This window comes from Spiribacter aquaticus (genome assembly GCF_007625215.1).
GTDB classification, from domain to species: domain Bacteria; phylum Pseudomonadota; class Gammaproteobacteria; order Nitrococcales; family Nitrococcaceae; genus Spiribacter; species Spiribacter roseus.
Genome location: NZ_VMKP01000004.1, coordinates 192,887 through 212,568 on the forward strand (window position 1 = coordinate 192,887; position 19,682 = coordinate 212,568).

21 protein-coding genes and 1 tRNA gene are annotated in these 19,682 nt (G+C 64.2%); 11 read left to right on the plus strand and 11 right to left on the minus strand.

All coding sequences use genetic code 11. The features are described from left to right. Positions 1-17 precede the first annotated feature (17 nt). From rsgA to FPL11_RS09790, 6 genes are all read left to right on the plus strand, one after another. Complete coding sequence (gene rsgA, locus FPL11_RS09765; RefSeq protein ID WP_144348435.1) at positions 18-905, plus strand: ribosome small subunit-dependent GTPase A; 888 nt, start codon at positions 18-20, stop codon at positions 903-905. Then, positions 902-1,396, plus strand: a complete 495-nt coding sequence (locus tag FPL11_RS09770; protein ID WP_069134015.1) for a hypothetical protein — start codon at positions 902-904, stop codon at positions 1,394-1,396. The genes rsgA and FPL11_RS09770 overlap by 4 nt, the downstream gene beginning before the upstream one ends. Further along, on the plus strand, positions 1,397-1,885 hold the full coding sequence (locus FPL11_RS09775; protein ID WP_144348436.1) for a hypothetical protein: 489 nt from the start codon (positions 1,397-1,399) through the stop codon (positions 1,883-1,885). Between the two features lie 234 nt (positions 1,886-2,119). Then, positions 2,120-3,082 (plus strand): ABC transporter substrate-binding protein, encoded by a 963-nt coding sequence (locus FPL11_RS09780; protein ID WP_144348437.1) that lies wholly within the window; start codon positions 2,120-2,122, stop codon positions 3,080-3,082. A gap of 80 nt (positions 3,083-3,162) precedes the next feature. After that, positions 3,163-4,182, plus strand: coding sequence for an ABC transporter permease (locus FPL11_RS09785; protein ID WP_069134013.1), 1,020 nt, complete (start codon positions 3,163-3,165; stop codon positions 4,180-4,182). Between the two features lie 18 nt (positions 4,183-4,200). Beyond that, a complete protein-coding gene (locus FPL11_RS09790) occupies positions 4,201-5,262 on the plus strand; it encodes an ATP-binding cassette domain-containing protein (RefSeq protein WP_144348438.1) in 1,062 nt (353 codons plus the stop codon). 73 nt (positions 5,263-5,335) lie between these two features. Here FPL11_RS09790 and FPL11_RS09795 read toward each other — a convergent pair whose 3' ends face one another. From FPL11_RS09795 to FPL11_RS09840, 10 genes are all read right to left on the minus strand, one after another. Next, on the minus strand, positions 5,336-5,683 hold the full coding sequence (locus FPL11_RS09795) for a carboxymuconolactone decarboxylase family protein (RefSeq protein ID WP_144348439.1): 348 nt from the start codon (positions 5,681-5,683) through the stop codon (positions 5,336-5,338). 18 nt (positions 5,684-5,701) lie between these two features. Beyond that, positions 5,702-7,069 carry a TolC family protein gene (locus tag FPL11_RS09800; RefSeq protein ID WP_159300085.1) on the minus strand — a complete coding sequence of 456 codons (1,368 nt, stop codon included), beginning with the start codon at positions 7,067-7,069 and terminating at the stop codon, positions 5,702-5,704. Positions 7,070-7,092: 23 nt separating this feature from the next. Further along, entirely contained in the window at positions 7,093-9,042 is a 1,950-nt protein-coding gene (locus tag FPL11_RS09805; RefSeq protein WP_144348441.1) for an FUSC family protein, read from the minus strand. Next, on the minus strand, positions 9,039-10,160 hold the full coding sequence (locus tag FPL11_RS09810) for an HlyD family efflux transporter periplasmic adaptor subunit (protein ID WP_144348442.1): 1,122 nt from the start codon (positions 10,158-10,160) through the stop codon (positions 9,039-9,041). The genes FPL11_RS09805 and FPL11_RS09810 overlap by 4 nt, the downstream gene beginning before the upstream one ends. A gap of 30 nt (positions 10,161-10,190) precedes the next feature. Next, entirely contained in the window at positions 10,191-10,388 is a 198-nt protein-coding gene (locus FPL11_RS09815; protein ID WP_069134008.1) for a DUF1656 domain-containing protein, read from the minus strand. After that, the gene (locus FPL11_RS09820) at positions 10,385-11,077 is read right to left on the minus strand and encodes a YrhK family protein (RefSeq protein ID WP_069134007.1); all 693 of its coding nucleotides are present in this window, start codon (positions 11,075-11,077) and stop codon (positions 10,385-10,387) included. The genes FPL11_RS09815 and FPL11_RS09820 overlap by 4 nt, the downstream gene beginning before the upstream one ends. A gap of 145 nt (positions 11,078-11,222) precedes the next feature. After that, positions 11,223-13,400: a catalase/peroxidase HPI gene (katG, locus tag FPL11_RS09825; protein WP_144348443.1), complete on the minus strand. Its 2,178-nt coding sequence runs from the start codon at positions 13,398-13,400 to the stop codon at positions 11,223-11,225. A 328-nt stretch (positions 13,401-13,728) separates the two neighbouring features. Then, positions 13,729-13,819, minus strand: a tRNA-Ser gene (locus FPL11_RS09830). A 37-nt stretch (positions 13,820-13,856) separates the two neighbouring features. Continuing rightward, entirely contained in the window at positions 13,857-14,189 is a 333-nt protein-coding gene (locus tag FPL11_RS09835) for a DUF1820 family protein (protein WP_069134005.1), read from the minus strand. Positions 14,190-14,309: 120 nt separating this feature from the next. Next, positions 14,310-14,972 carry a peroxiredoxin gene (locus FPL11_RS09840; protein WP_069134004.1) on the minus strand — a complete coding sequence of 221 codons (663 nt, stop codon included), beginning with the start codon at positions 14,970-14,972 and terminating at the stop codon, positions 14,310-14,312. A gap of 107 nt (positions 14,973-15,079) precedes the next feature. Between FPL11_RS09840 and FPL11_RS09845 the strand changes: the two genes are divergently transcribed. The 4 genes from FPL11_RS09845 (at position 15,080) to FPL11_RS09860 (ending at position 17,386) form a co-directional block, all read left to right on the plus strand. Next, positions 15,080-15,550: a hypothetical protein gene (locus tag FPL11_RS09845; RefSeq protein ID WP_144348444.1), complete on the plus strand. Its 471-nt coding sequence runs from the start codon at positions 15,080-15,082 to the stop codon at positions 15,548-15,550. Positions 15,551-15,599: 49 nt separating this feature from the next. After that, positions 15,600-15,956 (plus strand): histidine triad nucleotide-binding protein, encoded by a 357-nt coding sequence (locus FPL11_RS09850; protein WP_144348445.1) that lies wholly within the window; start codon positions 15,600-15,602, stop codon positions 15,954-15,956. Between the two features lie 3 nt (positions 15,957-15,959). Further along, on the plus strand, positions 15,960-16,610 hold the full coding sequence (gene fsa / locus FPL11_RS09855; protein ID WP_069134001.1) for a fructose-6-phosphate aldolase: 651 nt from the start codon (positions 15,960-15,962) through the stop codon (positions 16,608-16,610). 65 nt (positions 16,611-16,675) lie between these two features. Further along, complete coding sequence (locus FPL11_RS09860; RefSeq protein ID WP_144348446.1) at positions 16,676-17,386, plus strand: hypothetical protein; 711 nt, start codon at positions 16,676-16,678, stop codon at positions 17,384-17,386. Here the strand turns inward: FPL11_RS09860 and FPL11_RS09865 are convergent. Beyond that, entirely contained in the window at positions 17,365-18,249 is an 885-nt protein-coding gene (locus FPL11_RS09865; protein WP_144348447.1) for an EamA family transporter, read from the minus strand. The genes FPL11_RS09860 and FPL11_RS09865 overlap by 22 nt on opposite strands. A gap of 156 nt (positions 18,250-18,405) precedes the next feature. Between FPL11_RS09865 and FPL11_RS09870 the strand changes: the two genes are divergently transcribed. Further along, positions 18,406-19,620, plus strand: a complete 1,215-nt coding sequence (locus FPL11_RS09870) for an MFS transporter (protein ID WP_235013454.1) — start codon at positions 18,406-18,408, stop codon at positions 19,618-19,620. The last annotated feature ends 62 nt before the right edge of the window (positions 19,621-19,682 follow it).

The window sequence follows — 19,682 nt, forward strand, 5'->3', positions numbered from 1 at the left end:
ACCGAGACACCCACGCCATGGATGAGACCGGCAGCCGCGTGATCGTGAGCAGCGGCAATCACTGCCTTGTGGCCGACTCGTCCGGCGCGCTGCATCGCTGCCACCCCCGCAGTCGGCGCGCGCCCCGCCCGGTCTGTGGCGACCGGGTGGACTGGTCCGCCGACGCCACCGCGGGCTGGATCGATGCGATCCGGCCGCGCACCAATCTCATCGAACGCGGTGACTTTCGCGGTCGACCCCGGGGACTGGCCGCCAATATCGACCGCATCGTCGTGGTGATCGCCCCACAGCCCGCCCCCGACGCCCTGCTGATCGACCGCTATATCGTCCTCGGCGAGGCACTGCGCATTCCGCTGCTCATCTGGTGTCACAAGCAGGACCTGGCCCCGTCGACGCCGACGGGGGCGATGCACGCCTTACGGACGCGCTGCGAGCGCCAGGGGATCGTCCTGATGACGGGCAGCCTCCTATCCGACGACGGGCTCGCCCACCTGCGGACCGCGACCCGCCATGAAGCCCTGATCCTGGTGGGGCAGTCCGGGGTCGGCAAATCGTCCATCACCCAGGCCCTCATCCCCACGGCATCGCGGCGTATCGGGGAAATATCCGCGACCAGCGGCCAGGGTCGGCATACCACCAGCGCGACCACCTGGTTCGAGCGCCCCGATGGCGGCGCCGTGGTCGACTCGCCCGGGGTCCGCACATTGCGGCTCGACCATCTGTCCGCGAGTGACGTGGATGCCGCGTACCCGGAGATTGCGGCGGCCACCCGCCGCTGTCGTTTCAATGACTGCCGTCACGGCCATGAGCCCGCCTGCGCCATTCGGCAGGGGCTGGAGAGCGGTGAAATAGACGCCGGGCAATGGCAACGCTGGCAACGCCTTCGTGAGGAAACCGGCGGATGACGGTGTTTTTCATGGTGCTGGCCGCAGCCGCCGGTACCCTCCTCGCCCAGCGTCAGGGCGTGGAGGCCGTGACCGGTGCGCTTCTGTCAGCCGGCGAGCTGATCGCCCTGGTCATTCCACTGGTGGTCATCGCCATTGTCATGGCGGCCTATGCCCAGGCCCTGCTACCCCGGGAGATCGTTGAACGATGGCTCGGCCGTGATGCCGGCTGGCGCGGGCTTTTCATCGCCATTGCCGCCGGCGCGGTCACCCCGGGCGGACCGTTCATGGCGTTTCCGCTGGTTGTCGGACTGCGTGCCGTGGGTGCCTCGCTGCCGATCTGCATCACCTACCTGACCGCCTGGTCGGTGCTCGGAATCCAGCGCATCCTGATCTGGGAATTACCCTTCTTTGGCGTCGACTTTGTTGTGCTGCGCCTTCTCGTGTCACTGCCCCTGCCGCTGATCGCGGGCGTCACCGCCCAATGGCTGGGCGAGCCGGTGCGGCGCTGAATGGTCTATGCCTATCTGAGCATCCTCGGCATGGCGCTGACCCTTGGCATGATGGGCCATCGCCATAGCGGGGTCAGCCATGCCAGCGTCATCCGTGGGGCATGGCGACAGCTCGCTCCGCTGCTGATCCGACTGCCCATCGCACTGATTGCCGCAAGCCTTGTCGGTGAATTGATCCCCCAGGCGCTGTTCGGCGAGTGGCTCGGTGCCCGCTCGGGGCTCACCGGCGTTGTCATCGCCTCGGCGCTCGGCGGCATCCTGCCGGGCGGGCCGACCGTCACATTCCCACTGATCCTGGTGCTCGAGCGCGCCGGCGTGGGCACCCCGCAGCTCATCGCGCTGCTGACCGGATGGTCGTGTTTTGCCCTCCATCGTGTGCTTGCCTATGAACTGCCGACCCTCGGCTGGGCGTTCGTCTGGCGCCGCTGGCTGGTCAGCATGGTGCTGGGCCCGCTGGCGGGCGCCCTGGCCCTTTCCTGGCTCGGATGAGTCCGGCCGTTTGCGCTGATCAGAAAAGTTGATCTATAGTTAACTCAACTTGGACACGGAGACCGGGCAATCCGATACCCGATCGACCGCGCAAAATTCAGACTGCATGCGCTGTGCAGCAGACTCTCCCCTTTCCATCGCACCGGTGCAGGCGCGACCCCGTTATCAGCGGGTACTCGGGCCGCCCCGGCTGATGGCCAATCCTTCAATTAATCCAAGATAATGGAGAAAACCATGAGTAAGCGTCCTCTATACGCCCTCGTCCTCTCCGGTGCGATGGCACCCATGGCGGCGAACGCCGAGTGCGGCGAAGTGTCCGTCGCCGAGATGAACTGGACCTCGGGCGGCATCATGACCGGTGTCACCGAGTTCCTGCTCGAGCAGGGCTATGGCTGCGATGTCACGGTTGTGCCGTCGGCGACCACCACCGCGATCACCTCGCTGGCCGAGAACAACGAGCCTGACATCGTGCCTGAGCTGTGGGTCAACTCCGCCCCGCTATACTTCGAGCTTGCCGAAGAAGGCAAGGTCGTGAAGGCCTCCGACGCCTTCAGCGAAGGCGGTACCGAGCACTGGCTCGTGCCGAGCTACCTCGTCGAGGAAAACCCCGAGCTCGGCACCATTGAAGGGATCCTGAACAACCCTGATCTCGTCGGCGCCCGTTTCCACAACTGCCCTGACGGCTGGGGCTGCCGGATCGTCAACGACTCGCTGAAAGAGGCGTTTGATCTGGAAGGCAATGGCATCGAGGTGTTCAACCACGGTTCCGGCGAGACCCTTCAGGCCGCCATGGCATCGGCCTATGAGGCCGGAGAGCCCTACTTCGGCTACTACTGGGGTCCCACCGCACCGCTCGGCAAGTACGACTTCGTGAGCGTTGATCTGGGTCCGTACAACGAGGAAGTCCACGACTGCAACCAGAACACCGAGTGCAACGAGGTCGGCGTCTCGTCGTTCCCGTCCGCCAGCGTGTTCAACGTCGTGACCGCGGATCTGGCCGAGCGCGAGCCGGAAGCCTTCGAGCTCATGCAGAACGTCACGTTCGACAACGACGTCATGAACGGTCTGCTGGCCTGGCATACCGATAACGAGGCAACCGTTGACGAGGCGGTCGTCTACTTCCTGCAGAACAATCAGGAAGAGTGGATGAGCTGGCTGAGCGAGGATGCCCGTTCCAACCTGCAGGGCATGTTCTAAGGGCACGCGCCCTGACATGACCACAGGCGTCGGGGCTTCCGCCCCGGCGCCTTTTCTCATCCCACGAAAGGAATCCGCCGATGGCGACCTACGATTTTATTTTCAACAGCCTGGGACTGCGCCAGTGGTGCGGCGAGAAGGGCGGTGGATCCATGAGTATGGATGACCTCCTGGCCAGCCAGAACACCGGTTCACCCTCCCTATGGGAACTCCCGTTCCCGTCCCTCGACAACCTCAACGAGGCCTGCCCGGCCATTGCCCAGACGCGAGATCTGACCAGCGGTCTGGAGAGTGGCTTCCTTGCCATCAAGGACAGCCTCAAGTTCGTGCTTGACCCGATCACCCAGCCATTGAGCTGGTTTTTGAACGGCGCCCTCAACATGTTCCAGACCGTGCCCTGGTTCATCATGGTGCCGATCATGCTGGCCGTGGTGTTCGTCGCCTCCAAGTCGGTCCGGCTGGTGGGCATGGTGGCCGCCATGATCCTGTTCCTCGCCTTCATCGACCACTACGACTACGCCATGCAGACGCTGGCGATCATCTTCGTCTGCTCGCTGATCTGCGTATTGCTGGGGGTGCCCATCGGCATCGCCATGTCCCGCAGCGACAACCTGCAACGCGGTATCACGCCGGTGCTGGACATGCTCCAGACCCTGCCGCCGTTTGTGTATCTGATCCCGCTGATCTTCCTGTTCTCGATTACCGAGCCCAAGCTCTACGGCATCGCGATCATCCTCTACGCCATCGTTCCGGTGATCCGACTGACCAACCTGGGGATCCGGCTGGTCGACAAGGATGTGATCGAGGCCGCGGATGCCTACGGCATGACCGATCGGCAGAAGCTCTATGGCGTGCAGATCCCGCTCGCGCTTCCCAACATCATGGCGGGTGTCAACCAGACCATCATGATGAGCCTGGCCATGGTCGTGATCGCCTCGCTGGTGTCCGCGCCGGGTCTGGGCGTGCTGGTGCTGCGCGGCATCCGCAACCTCGAGCTGGGTGTGGGACTGGTCTCCGGGCTCGGCATCGTCCTCCTCGCCGTCATCCTCGATCGTGTGACCAAGGCCGCGCTGGCCCGCGTCAACACGTCGCAGCAGTAATCACAGGAGGTCGATTCAATGAGCGATCAGATAAAGATCTCGATCCAGCATCTGTACAAGATCTTCGGTGACGACCCGGCCGCAGCGCTGGAACACGTCAAGGCCGGTGTCAACAAAACCGATCTGCTCGAGCAGTACGGACATGTCCTGGGGCTCCAGGACATCAACGTGGACATGGCGGATGGTCAGATCACCGTCATCATGGGGCTGTCCGGCTCGGGCAAATCGACGCTGATCCGGCACCTCAACCGCTTGATCGAGCCCACCTCCGGTGACGTCACGGTCAATGGCGAGAATGTCATCGCCTATGACGAGACGGCGCTGCGCCAGCTGCGGCGTGAGCACATGTCCATGGTGTTCCAGAAGTTCGGCCTGCTGCCCCATCGCACCATCGCCGAGAATGCGGCAATGCCGTTGATCGTGCGCGGTGAAGACAAGCAGGCCGCCCTGGCGGAGGCCAGCAAATGGCTCAAGCGGGTCGGGCTTCAGGGTAATGACAACCAGCACCCGCATCAGCTCTCCGGTGGCATGCAGCAGCGGGTCGGTATCGCACGGGCGCTGACGTCCAACTCCGACATCATGCTGATGGACGAGGCCTTCTCGGCACTCGATCCGTTGATCCGCACCGACATGCAGGACCTGCTGCTCGAGCTGCAGCAGGAACTGCACAAGACCATCGTGTTCATCACCCATGACCTGGACGAGGCGCTGAAGCTCGCCGACCATCTGGTGATTCTCAAGGACGGCTATACGGTGCAGCAGGGCGAGCCGCAGGACATCCTCCTGCGACCCAATGACCCCTACATCATCGACTTCATCAGCGACATCAACCGCGCCCGCGTGCTGCGGGTCCGCTCGGTGATGCAGCACACCCGCGAGCCCATTGAAGGCCCCGTTGCGGGAGAGATCGACGAGGATTCCAACCTCGAGTCGGTGATTGCCGCCTCGGATGGTGACACCGGGTTGGTCTATCGGGTGACCAAGGACGGAGAGCAGGTGGGCATGATCGACATGCAGACCCTGGTCAAGGCCCTTGTGCCCACCAGCGCGGCGGTGGATGGCGTGCGCGGCAATTACTGAGCCGACTGCCTGCGGGTAGAAAAAGGGGCCACGCCATCGGCGTCGGCCCTTTTTTTGTGCTCAGACGAGGGGGTCAGCGGTCTTCGGCAAAGGCGTCGAATGCCTCCAGCGCCTGAGCGCCATAGACGAATGCCGGGCCGCCGCCCATGTAGAGGCAGACCCCGATGGTCTCCAGCACCTCGGCGCGCGTCGCACCGTACTCGGCCGCCGCCTTGGCATGAAAGGCGATGCAGCCCTCGCAGCGAATCGCCACACCAATGGACAGCGCCATCAGCTCCTTGTCCTTGGCACTGAGCGCGCCGTCCTTTTCCGCCGCCTTCGAGAGCTGGGCAAAGCCCTTGGCGACTTCGGGATGCCCCTTGCCGAAGGACTGCATGAGCTTGGTCAGCTCGTCGGTTGTGTTCGCCCAATCCTTGTACATCGATGACTCCTTGACGTCTTACTGAAAGTTACCCGTCTCGAAGGCAAGCACTGCCACCGAGACATGCGCGTCGGCCCGCGCCTGCGAGGCGAGCTGTTCGGCATCGAGAAGCCCGTTCTGTGCGGCCAGCACATCGGGCAGATTGCCGACCCCCTCGCGATAGGCCGAGAGCGTCGCCTCGGCCGTCCGGCGCGAGGCCGCCACCAGGGATTCGGCACTGCGCACCGCCTCGACCGCGGTCCGCATGCCCTCATAAGCCGTGATGATGGCCGCCTCGGCCTCATTACGCACGGCAGCGAGGGCCGCTTCGGCGCCCGCCACTTCGGCTGCCGCGGCGCTGCGTCGACTCTCCCGAAGCCCACCATTGAAGATGGGCACCTCGAGCGTCAACAGCGCAAGGCTGTCCGTCGCGGGTAGATCAAATCGATTACCATTGATCGCCAGCCCACCCTCGTTACGAGCCAGCGACGCCACCACACCGACTTTGGGCCGGAATTCGGCCTCGGCACCGGCCTGTGCAGCGCGCTGCGCCTGGAGATTGAGCACGGCCTGGAGAATGTCGGGCCGGTGCACCAGGGCGTCGCGGACAAGACCATCCAGCCGCTGGGTCATCTCCACCGGCAAAGGCATGGGCCCCGTGGCGATCGCCAGATCATCATCCGGCGCGACACCCACGCTTGCCAGCAGGGCGGCGCGCGCGCTCCGGGCCTCGCCCCGGGCGCGTAGATCATCAAGCTGGGCCTGCGCCAGCGCCTGCTCGGCCTGGGCGACCTCGACAACATCGCCCAGGCCCTGGTCCCGCCGGGCCCGAGCGGCCGCCAGAATCCGCCGGCTATTGGCAAGCGCCTCTGCCGCCGCCTCCGCCTGGGTGCGCGCCGATCGCAGCTCGTGGTACTCGCGGGTCACATCAAGCACCGTTTCCTGGTGGGCCAGGTTGAACCCGATGTTCTCCGAGAGCGCGAGTCGGCGCGCGAGTCTGACAGCGGCATCGCGACCGCCGGAATCGTAAAGGAGCCACTCCGCATAGACCGTGGGCACGGTGGCCGTGGCGGTATTGTCGACCGTGGTACTGCCAAGTCCGGGCAGGTCGTAGGTAATGTCGGAGCGCCCGCGCCCCATGACCAGTCCCGCGCCGATCTGCGGGAAATACTCGGCGCTGGCCGCATCCACGGCATGGGCGGCAACCCGTGCCTGCTCCCAAGCGACCCGCGTCTCGGGGTTGAGGCGCTGAGCGAGATCAATAAGCGCCGGCAGATCGTGCGGCGCGTCCCGATGCACGGCTGGCATCGGGCGATCCGTCGCCCCCAGTGCCTGCTGGGCCTGATCGGTCAGCGTCACGGGCACATCCCACTCAGTCACTGAGCTTGCCGGCGCCAGCGAATCCATGCGCGGGGAACATCCGCAGAGGACTATGACGAGAGCGCTGGCTGCGGCGACTCGGCCGCGCAGGGAGCGGTACGGCATCCTGCGATCTCCTGGAGGTAATTGACGAGGGCCTGGTCCTTCGCGTCCGCGCCGGTGGCACCCAGCGACGGGTCGGCGGTTCGTGTCCATGGCGGCGCCAGGCGGCCCATGGCGAAGGTCTCGGCATCCTGCTCGAATGCCTCGGCAAACGCTTGCGTGTTGATCAACGGGGCACCGGAGGCCCGCGCCCGGCGACGCTCGAGCGTCGATGCCACGGCGAGGGTGGTGAACGCCTCATCGACGGCGGCGCCCCAGGCGGGGGTGATGGAATCGATTTCGACGGCCCGCTCGAAGGCGGTGTAATCCTGCAGGTCCCGCGCGCGCCCCAGGCCCGCGAGCACACCCGCGCGCTCGGGCAGCGGACTCCCCCGGAGTCCGGCCGCCACGGACCGGTAGGCCCGCTGAATCCCATCAGCGACATCCACCCGCATGGGCAGCGGCCAGAGCGCGACAAAGGCGAATGCGCAGGCCAGCGAGCCGAGCAGGATACCGATGATGCGCCCGGTGGCCGGCTCGAAATCATAGCTCGGGCCGAAATTCACCCCAAAAGTCCCGAAGGCCTCGAGCACCACGAGAAAGAACGCGAGGACAATCTGAAAGCCCGCGTAGGCAATCCGCTCGGAGCCGACCCCGATCCAACCGCCAATGGATGCGACAACGAACACCAGCAGCGCGAGCTGGCCGACATCATTCATCAGTGGGACGAGATAGATCAGACTCAACGCCGCGATCGCCGCCCCGATCAGACACCCGATCATCCGCAGCGTCATCTTGTGAACCGACTCGCCCAGAGTGGCCTCTGAGACGTAATAGCAGGTAATCAGGCAGGTGTGGACGCTCACCCACTCAAGTCCGGTAAAAAGCACGATGCAAGCCATCGCCGCCAGCGTGACCTTGGTGGCGAACTGCCAGTGGCGGGGTTCGGCCAACAACGCCCGAAACCCGACTGACTCGTTGGCGCGGGCGGGCGCCGCTGGCAGCGGGTCGCCTTTGAGAATACCGCCCACCCGACGCAGCTGCGCCGCCACGTCCTCGGCGGTGGCCGCGACCAGTGGCCTGTCGGCGGTGGACTCGGGGGCGCTCGCATGGACCATCGCCGCAGTGTCGGTCAGGGCCGCCGCCAGGCCGGACCGCGTGCGCTGATCGGCGCCGCTGGCGTCCAGGGCCGCCACCGCCAGCATCAGCTCGAGCAGCTCACGATCAAGCGCCTGCAGCCGCTGCCAGTCCGCCCGGGAAGTCGAGAGGCCCGCAAACTTATTCAGATCCTCGACCCGTGCCGGCGCCGCCGTGGCCCGTTCGGCAAAGGCCCGGGCATCGATCCGCCCGGCGAGCCGCTCCTCCACCGCCGCAAGCCGTTCCGCCAGACGATCTTCGACCACGCCCACCGCATTACGCCCGAACAGATACGCCAGCACCCCGATGGTGATCATCGCCACGATGACAATCGGCCCCACCCAGGCGATACCGCGAGTGAGCAGTTCGATCTCGTTGGGGATGGGCAGATTGACCACATCCGGCAGGATCACCAGAAACGTCAACAGCATCGCCAGCGTACTGGCGATGGGTCCGAGTGGCGTAGCGCTCGCCAGCCACATTCCGACAAACGTGATCACCGCGACCAACGCCATGCGCGCCGGTGGGTTATCCACCACCGCGGCGAGCATCGGGATGGACAGACCCACCACCAGGATCGAGAGCGCGGCGAAAACCACCGCCACGGCGATGGTGCCATTGGCATCGGGCCGATAGGCGAAGAAAACCAGATAGGCGGCCAGACCCGCTTCGGGAATACGAAGCGTCATGGACACCACGACGATGGCGGTACAGAGCCCTCCGATGGAGACGGCGTCACGAAAACGCCCCGGTCGCGGGGCGAGATCCGCGAGAATGCTCACCGCCCCCCTCCGGACTCAGGGGCCGCGCTCGCATCGGGCGTGAACACGACCCGGGCCGACGCCCCCAGCCGCCGCAGGTGATCCGGTGGGTTGTCGAGTTTGACGCGCACCGGGAAGCGCCGCGCCACCTGTACCCAGTCAAGCGTTGCCTGAACGTAGGGCAGTCGGCCGGCCAGATCGACGTCATCCGACAGCTGGATGCCCCGCCCAATGCTCTCGACCCGGCCCTTGACGGCCGTGCTGGTGTCAATCGCGACACTCACTTCCGCGTCGCTCCCGGGGCGTATTCCGGCGAGGTCGGTTTCCCGCACGAGTGCCACCGCGTGCCAGGACTGGTCATCAATGAGGGTGAGGATCGATTCGCCCGGGACCAGGTACTGCCCCCTGGCCGCGGAAAGACCCACGACAACGCCATCGAACGGCGCCCTGACAGTGGTCTGCTCAAGCTCCCAGCGGGCGAGCTGTGCCGCCGCCCGGGCCGCATCGCGCTCAGCCTCCAGCGCCTCAGCGGTCTCGATGAGATCGACGCTTGCAACGGCCGCCTGTTGTGCCTGACGCAGCGCCGTCTGCGCATTGGCACGGGCGGTGACGGCTTCATCATAGGTCTGCTGCGAGACGATGCCCGCCTCTGCCAATGGGGTCAGGCGCTCCACAGTGCGCTCCGCCAGCGCCAGGTCGTCTTCCGCGCGCTCAATCTCGTCACGCGCGCCATCGGCGTTGGCAGCCTCGGCCTCAATCCGCCGGCGGGCGTTCGCCAGTTCGGCCGTGGCGGCGTCGAGCGTCGCTTCAGCCTGACTGAGCGCCATGGCGTAGGGGGCCGGGTCGATCGTGAACAGGACCGCTCCGGCTTTCACCGGCTGATTTTCGCGAACGGCGATCTCGACAACACGGCCCGGCAACGGGGCGCCCAACAGCGTCGTATCCGCCGCGATCTGCGCATCACTGGTCCGCGGGCGCGTATCGAGCGTGCTCACCACCCGCTCGCCCATGATGCCGGCACCCAACAGCACGCCAATCAGCAGGCCGACCCCGATTATCCGGCGCCAGCGCCCCGGCGATCCCGAGCCGGCACCATGGCGGTCGGTGATGCGCTGGCGCATCGCCTCCCGGGCGCTCATCGCTGTCCCTGCCTTCTGACGGCGTGGCGATCAGTGACTGGCATAGAGGACCTCCCAGAGAATGAACGTCACCAGCAGGAAAAGCGCCAGATTGAACACTGGCCTGGCGGGAATCGCAGCCCCCAGACCCACCCAGCGCAGGATCAGCGTCAGCCCGACGGTGATCAGCGCCGCCGCCGCCACCACCAGAATCCAACCGGGGAAAAGGGTGCCAAACAGCGGGATCATTGCGAGCGATACTCCCGCACCCGGACCCAGGCGCGCAGATAGTTGAAAAACCCGCCGGCCAGGAAAAGGACACTGCCGACCAGATACTGCGCCCCCAGAAAATCCGACAGCTCGATCGCAAGCCGAGAGTCCCCGATGTTCCACAGATAGGGGATGGAGGCGGTGGTGAAGAGCACCGCGCCGGCCACAAAGCTGATGCCGGTCAGGGTGTACAGGCGCAGGGCGCGCGCACTGAGATGGTGGACCTGGAGCACATTGACGAATGGCGAGGCGGTGAACAGCAGGCTGCCGATGATGAAGCACCAGGCGCCCGCGACGGTCAGGTCCACGAAGGTGAAGAACAGGACGCTGCCGACAAGGAACAGGATCGTGCCGATCAGATAGCCGCTGGCCGCAACCAGTTCGAGCGAACGCCCCCGGTGCGGCTCGCGCCGGTAGCGCAGCACCTCCAGCACATCATGCGCCGTGACCAGCAGATAGAGGATGGAGCCAATGAAAAAGCCCCAGACACCCCAGTTGAGTTCGGCCTCCAGCGCAGGAAAAAAGAACAGGCTGCCAAAGATGAACGCAACGCCGCCAAAGACGTAGAGAATGGCGTTGACGCTCTCCCAGACAAACGTGCGTCCCGCCTTCTCGGAGGACTCCAGCAGGTCATAGGCCCGGCTGCGGTTGACGAAAAGATGTGGCATGGGGTCCTGAAACCTGTCATCAATGGATCAGCGCTAGATATTGCCACGAAAAGGCCGCCGCGCCGAGTCTCCGGGGGATCCGACACAAAAAGCCCCGCCGGGGCGCAGTGGCCGCGGCGGGGCTTCGCTTCACGGGGTGAAGGGCTCAGGCGACGCGATCGAACCGATCGTTGTCCATCACCTTGGTCCAGGCGCTGATGAAGTCGTTGACGAACTTCTCCTGGTTGTCGTCCTGGGCATAGACCTCGGCATAGGAGCGTAGGATCGAGTTGGAGCCGAACACCAGGTCGGCCCGGGTGGCCGTCCATTTGACCTCGTCGGTCTGCCGGTCACGCACCTCGTAGCGGTTGGTGTCCACCGGCTTCCAGGTGTTGCCCATGTCGCACAGGTTGACGAAGAAGTCGTTGGTCAACTCGCCGGTCCGGTCGGTGAACACACCCTCCTGCGTGCCGCCGTGATTGGTGCCGAGCACCCGCATGCCGCCGACAAGCACGGTCATTTCCGGCCCGGTCAGACCCAGCAGCTGGGCGCGGTCGAGCATGAGCTCTTCGGCGCTGACGACGTAATCCTTCTTCATCCAGTTGCGGAAGCCATCGGCCTCGGGCTCCAGGACATCGAAGGACGCGGCATCAGTCTGCTCTTCGCTCGCATCACCCCGTCCGGTCAGGAACGGCACCGTGACATCGTAACCGGCCGCCTTGGCCGCCTGCTCGATGCCGACGTTGCCGGCCAGAACGATGGTGTCGGCCAGGCTCGCCCCGGCATCGCGGGCCAGCGGCTCGAGCACACCGAGTACCTTCTGCAGCCGATCAGGCTCGTTACCGGCCCAGTCCTTCTGGGGCGCCAGGCGGATGCGGGCGCCGTTGGCACCGCCGCGCAGGTCCGAGTTGCGGAACGTGCGGGCGCTGTCCCAGGCGGTCGCGACCATTTCATCGATCGACAGGCCACTCCCGGCGATCGCCGCCTTGAGTGCATCCACATCGTAATCGCGGTTGCCCGCGGGCACCGGATCCTGCCAGATCAAGTCCTCATCCGGGACATGCGGGCCGATGTAGCGGTCCTTGGGACCCATGTCACGGTGCGTGAGCTTGAACCAGGCGCGGGCGAACACGTCGTCGAAATAGGCCGGGTCGTTGTAGAACCGCTCCGAGATCTCCCGATAGGCCGGATCCATCTTCATGGCCATGTCGGCATCGGTCATGATCGGATTGAGTCGGATGGAGGGATCCTCGACATCAACCGGCTTGTCCTCTTCCTTGATGTCCACCGGCTCCCACTGCCAGGCGCCGGCCGGGCTCTTCTTGAGCTCCCACTCGTAATTGAGCAGCAGATAGAAGTAGCCGTTGTCCCACTCGATCGGCTTCGTGGTCCAGGCGCCCTCAATACCACTGGTGACCGTGTCACGCCCGACGCCGCGCGTCGTGTGGTTGTTCCAGCCAAGGCCCTGCTCTTCGACATCGGCCGCTTCCGGATCGGGCCCGAGCAGCTCGGCATCGCCATTGCCGTGGCACTTGCCCACGGTGTGACCGCCAGCGGTCAGCGCGACGGTTTCCTCGTCGTTCATCGCCATGCGATCGAAGGTCACCCGCACCTGTTCGGCCGTAGCCAGCGGATCCGGGTTGCCGTTGACACCCTCGGGGTTCACGTAGATCAGCCCCATCTGGACGGCGGCCAGCGGGTTTTCCATCGTCTCGGGGTTCTCAACATCCTCGTAGCGCTCGTCACTGGGCGCAAGAAATTCCTTCTCCGAGCCCCAGTAAATGTCCTTCTCGGGATGCCAGATGTCTTCACGGCCATAACCAAAGCCGAACACCTTGAGGCCCATGGACTCATACGCCACCGTGCCGGCAAGGATGATCAGGTCCGCCCAGCTCACCTGATTGCCGTACTTCTGCTTGAGCGGCCACAGGAGGCGGCGTGCCTTGTCCAGGTTGGTGTTATCCGGCCAGGAGTTCAGCGGCGCGAAGCGCTGGTTGCCGGTGCCCCCACCGCCCCGGCCGTCGGATGTGCGATAGGAGCCAGCAGCATGCCAGGCCATACGGATCATGAGGCCGCCATAATGGCCCCAGTCGGCCGGCCACCAGGACTGGCTGTCCTTCATGAACGCCCGCATGTCATTCCACAGCGCTTCGTAGTCGAGCTTCTTGACTTCCTCGCGGTAGTCAAAATGCTCGCCCATCGGGTTGGTCTTGGTGTCGTGCTGGTGGAGGATTTCCAGATTCAGCGCGTTGGGCCACCACTCCATATTGTCGCTGCTCTGGCTGGTCGCCCCGCCATGCATGACCGGGCATTTGCCCGCTTTATCGATATCGGCTGCTGCCATAGCTCGTATACTCCGCTCGTGCCAATGGTTGCTCTTCAGGCTGCAGTTATAACAAACACAGCTGAGGATGGAAGTTGTTGCTGCCAATGGGGGTAATAGCTGGGAGCAATCGAGCGAGGCTTTCTGTTAGCTGCAATCAATAGGTGGGTCTGGCGGAGAGGGAGGGATTGATTCGGCCCTGCGGGCCTCACCCTCCGGGCGCCTCGCGGCGCTCGGCGTCCCAATCGCTTGCGCGATTGGTCGAACCCACTATCTGCTTGTACCGAGGGTCCGCCCCCCCCGGCACTGCCAGACATAAAAAAGGGGCCCGCGGCCCCTGTTTTATGTCTGGCGGAGAGGGAGGGATTCGAACCCTCGGTACGGGGTTACCGTACACGCGCTTTCCAGGCGCGCTCCTTCGACCGCTCGGACACCTCTCCAGAACAGCGTGCAGGTTAATTCACACCCGGCTCACGATCAATCGGTGCGGTGCCCCGGGGTGTAGACCGAGCTGGGGAACGGTGTGACATTGCCGTCCGCCTCAGAGATCTTGGCGGTGCCTTCCTTTTCGACCTCGTCGACTCGGACGATGGAGTGCATGGGCACATAGGTGCGCTTGACGCCTTCGAACTCGCTCTTGAGTTTCTCTTCGGCGGGATCCACGACCACCTGGGTGCGCTCGCCAAAGGTGAGCTCCTCAATCTCCACAAACCCAAGCAGCCCGCCATCGGAAATATTACGGGCATAGATTTCATATATCTTGCCCTGATTGTGGAAGATCACGCGATAGATATGCTCTGCAGACGCCATGCGGGTCCCGCCGGTGATTGCTGACATTAGTCGATGAGCGTAACACGCGAGGCCGTCGGGCACATTCGAGGCGGGAGGGGCGGACCGGGCCAGCCCCTGCTGCCCCGGCCTTTAACCGATTCAGTCCGCCGGCTGCTTGGCCACCCGCAGATACGGCTTAAGCGTTTCCCAGCCCTCGGGGAATTTATCCCGGGCCTGCTCGTCACTGACCGCCGGCGGGATGATGATGTCGTCACCGTCCTGCCAGTTCACGGGCGTCGCGACCGTGTGTCGGGCGTTCAGCTGGAGGGAATCGAGCAACCGCAGGATCTCGTTGAAGTCACGCCCGGTGGTCATCGGGTAAACCAGCATCGCCTTGATGCGCTTGTCCGGCCCCACGACGTAGACGGCACGCACGGTGGCGTTGTCCATGGCCGTGCGCCCCTCGCAGCTGTCACCCTCGTCCTCCGGCAGCATGTCGTAGAGCTTGGCGACGGTCAGGTCCGTATCGCCGATCATCGGATAATTGGGCGCCGTCCCCTGAGTCTCCTCGATATCCTGCGCCCAGGTAGCATGGTTTTCGACCGGATCCACCGACAGGCCGATCACCTTGGTGCCACGCCTGTCGAACTCAGGCTTGAGCTGGGCCATGTAGCCGAGCTCAGTGGTGCAGACCGGCGTGAAGTCCTTCGGATGCGAGAAAAGAATCGCCCAGTTGTCACCGATCCAGTCATGAAAGCGGATCTCGCCTTCGGTTGTTTTGGCGGTAAAATCCGGCGCGAGGCTTCCGATACGCAGTCCCATCAAAACGCTCCATTGATTTGTGTTGGATAGCAATACCGGCACCGTAGGACGGGACAGGCCCAAACCAAAAGAATCATTTCTTATCTTTATATAACCGGATCGTATAAATGCACGCATGGGAAGGACAGAACTTCAGCGACGTCAGCCTGCTCACCCAACGCCGTGACCCCCGTCGGTTCCAGGTCGGCTGTGCCACCGGCAACGGCGAGGCCGTAGTGCTGCAGTGGTTTCGCAACATGCCCGAGATCTCTCAGTGGTTGCGACGCATGGAGCCGCAGCGCTGGGCGCTGCGGGGGCCTGCGCTGATTGCGATCAAATCGGCACTCGAGCCGATACTCACCCAGGTCGATGTGTATGGCCTCGAGGAGGACAGCCGCCTCGCCCACAACCGCATCACGGCCGATCATTACCAGATTCTGTGGTGGGGCGATTTCACGACCTTCGCGGCCGCCGGTGACCACTGGTCGGACACGTTTCTGACCCGCGAAGGACTCACGCCAGTGGATGCCGCCGACAACACCCAGGCGAGGACCCTTGCCGAAGCACTCCGGGCGCGGGTGGACGCCAAAGCCGACTGACATGGGGCAGCGCTTGCGTCGTGCGGGATGTCGGCCTTAATCTCGCCCCATGAGTAAACCGTGCATTTTCTGTGAGATCGTCGCCGGGCGGATGGATGCCGATGTAATCCATCGGGATGACCAGGTGGTGGCCTTTCACGACATTCACCCTCAGGCGCCCACGCATGTGCTGATCATCCCACGCAGGCACATCGAGAGCATGGTCGATATCCAGCCCGATGACGCGTTCCTGATCGGCCACATGCACCTGACCGCCAAAAAGCTCGCCCACGAGCTGGGAATCGCGGACACGGGGTATCGCAGCATATTCAACTGCGGCCGTGATGCCGGGCAGACCGTCTGGCATATCCATCTCCACCTAATGGGTGGGCGCAGCATGGGCTGGCCGCCCTGGCCGGGGAACTGAGCGATGCAGTTTTTTGTGGATACCGCACAGGCCGACGACATCCGCGAGCTCAATGGCTATGGCCTGCTTGACGGGGTTACCACCAATCCGTCGCTGATCGCCAAGTCGGGGCGCGATTTCCGGACCGTTGTCGGCGAAATCTGCGAGATCGTGGATGGTCCGGTCTCCGCCGAAGTCGCCGCACTCGAGTACGAGGGCATGCTCCGCGAGGCGAGGACGCTGGCGGAAATCGCTGACAATGTTGTCGTCAAGCTACCCCTGACCCTGAATGGCCTCAAGGCCTGTCGACGACTCAGCGGCGATGGCATCGCCACCAATGTGACGCTCTGCTTTTCCGCCAACCAGGCACTGCTTGCGGCCAAGGCCGGCGCCACTTACGTATCGCCGTTCATTGGCCGACTCGATGACATCAACATCGATGGAATGGCCCTGATCAGCGATATCCGTGCCATCTATGACAACTACGACTTCCCCACGAAGATCCTTGCCGCATCGATCCGGCACGCCAACCACGTCAAAACCGCAGCGCTGGCGGGCGCCGATGTGGCGACGATCCCGCCCGGTGTCATTCGCGGGCTCGCCAACCACGTCCTAACGGACAAGGGGCTAGAGCAGTTCCTGAGCGACTGGGAGTCCACAGGACAGACTCTCTAGGTCCGTCGCATCCTGACTTGATGCCGGGCAACCTGGCGTGAGTGGGCGCATGGGATGATGCTCCCATGCAGCCAACATCCCTCAGCAATGAACAGCGCCTCTGGTGGGTGATCGTATTCGGGTACACGGGCATCATTCCGGTGCTCGCCTGGCTTACCCGGATGACGCCGCTGTGTCTGCCGGGATTCATTGACCTGAACGCCGATCTGGCCGCCCTGGTTCACGGCGCATTACCCGGCCTTATCGGCGTCTACTGGCTTCGCATCGCGCCCCAGGCGGTCACAAAGACTCTCTGGGTCTGGGTGATTGCTGAACTGCTGCGTCTTCCCGATGGCCCGGGTGTCCTGCCGATTGGCCTGCGCCTTGTGTTTATGGGTTGGTTGCTCGTCGTGATCATGCGGACGCCGAGCCGGGCATCGCCAGCCGGCACGCGCTTCGTTCGCCCGCTTCTGGCGGTGTCCCTGCTCGGGCTCGCCGCTGCCGGCATCATCGACGCCGTGGGCTCGGCGCTGCATGATCCTGGCGGACGCAACCAGGGCCTGGTGATTGGCTTGATCGCCAGCCTTCCCGCCGCCCTCAGCCTGTTGTTGACCGATCATCGAGTGCTGACGCGGTGGCTGGGCACGCCGGCCGCCTTACTGGTCGCCGGTGCTGCCGGGCTGCGGCTGGGCGCCCCCTACGACATGCGATGGCTCGCCGCCGCAGCGCTGGCCTGGTTGTTCGGTTTCTTGCTGACCGCCGCTGCCCCATGGGGTCAGCGCACGGACTCGCGATGACTCATGACCGTCAGCGCGGTCACCGACGACAGAATGATGATCATGCCCAGGACCTCGGCAAGGGATAGCGCCTCGCCCAGACCGATCACTCCATAGAGCGTTGCGGTGACCGGTTCGATCATCGCCACCACGGCCGCCATCGTGGGCAGCACGCCGCGCAGGCCGATGAAATAGCAGAGAAACGACAGCCCCGCGCCGATCAACCCGAACAGCAAAAACAACGGTGCGTCGGGCGATAGCGGCACACTGACCGCCTGAGCCGGGTCAACGAGAAAGGCCAGAGCGAGCACGGCAGCCATGAAGGCGACCGTCAGCGAAACCGGGGTTCTGCCATGAGAGCCGGCCGATTTGAATGCAAAGATGAACACCGAATACGAAATCCCCGAGAGCAGCCCCGCGAGCACGCCCCACAGACTGAATGCACCGGGGGTTGTCCGATATAGCCCGGTCAGCAGTACCACCCCCACCACGATCGCTGCAATCGCACCCAGCTTGAGCGTGGTGGGGCGCTCCGTACCGCGCGCAAACGACACGAAGTAGACCATGACCGGTGCGCTGTACATGAGGGTCACCGCCACGGCGACACTGGCCTCACTGATGCTGATGAAATAGAAGGTCAGATTGCCGGTGACCCCGAGGCCGGCCAGCGCCGACCAGGCGACCAACGGGCGGGTGAGATTGAGGGAATAGCCCTGCAACCGGATCACCGCTACCCACGCCAGCATGCACAGAAGCCCGACAAGCAGCCGCCAGAACGTCAGCAGCTCCGGCGACCAGCCCGAGGTCATGAGCTGCCCCGCCAGCCCGCCTGCCAGTCCCCACTGAAAGGCGGCCGCCATGACAAGCGCAATCGGAAGCAACATCGGCATGGTCCCCGGTCACCGACTGAAAGGGTATGATTTGTGGTGACGATCAATCGACCAATATGGCGATTGAGGGTTCCAGCATCAATAAGCCCTGCCACGACGATTACTGAGCGTGGCGTTCAACTTTTCTGACAGGCCTTGGGCGGAGTGGAATTGGATACAGCGAAGCCGGCGAACGAGAAGACCAATGTCGCCATTCTTGCCGTCAGCCAGGCGTTATTCCTGATTGCGGCCATTACTGTGATGACGTTAAGTGGCGTGGTGGGTCAGCAGCTGACGACCAGCCCCGCGCTGGCGACACTGCCGGTCGCTCTCATGCAGGTCGGTGCCCTGCTGGCCACCTTCCCGGCGTCCCTACTCATGAAACGGATGGGGCGTCGCCCCGGGTTCATCCTCGGCGCCACCGCGGGCGGTGCAGCCGGCGGCGCCCTGGCGGCTGTCGGCATTGCCCAGGACTCGTTCGTCCTGTTCAACGTGGGCAATCTGCTTTTGGGCGTCTATCAGGGCTTCGCCATGTATTACCGGTTTGCGGCCGCCGATTGCGCCAGCGAGGGCTTCCGAAGCCGGGCCATCTCTCTGGTAATGGCCGGTGGGGTCGCCGCCGCCTTTCTGGGGCCGTGGAACGCCAATTATGGCCAGAGCCTGTGGACAGCCCACGCCGAGTCGGGTCCCTATCTGATCGTGACCGCCCTGGCGCTGGTGGTCAGTCTACTCATGGTATTCCTCGATGTGCCGGCGTCGGGCCGGCCGGACAATACGGCCGCACAGCGACGTCTGCCGCAGATCATCAGCCAGCCGCGATTCATGGTGGCCCTGATGGCGGCTGCCATCGGCTATGCCGTGATGACTCTGGTGATGACCGCGACGCCCCTCGCCATGCGCGACAGCGGCTTTGCCATGGGCGATGCGGCTTTCGTGATGCAATGGCACGTGCTCGGCATGTTCGCCCCGTCGTTTGTCACCGGATCGCTCATCGCCCGCCTCGGTGTGCTCAATATCCTGTTCGCGGGTGGGGTCATCATGCTGATGAGTGTTGCCATTGCCCTCAGCGGCCAGACCCTCCCCCAGTATTGGGCGGCATTGGTGGCGTTGGGCATTGGCTGGAATTTTCTGTTTATCGGGGGCAGCACCCTGGTCACCGAAACCCACACGGTTGAGGAACGCGGCAAGGTGCAGGGCATCAACGACCTGGTGATCTTCGGGCTGGTCGCCGCTGGTTCATTGATGGCGGGTGCGCTGCTGCATCACCTTGGCTGGGTAGGCCTCAACCTGACGGTCCTCCCCTTCATCTCACTGACGCTGCTGGCGACCGCGACCCTGCAGTTAAGCCCGCGCAGCGTGCGCGCCGCGGCCGCGAAGGAACCCTGACCGGAAGGCGCCCGGGAGGATTAACTCGGCCCTGCGGGCCTCGTTCCCTCGCGCGCTGCGCT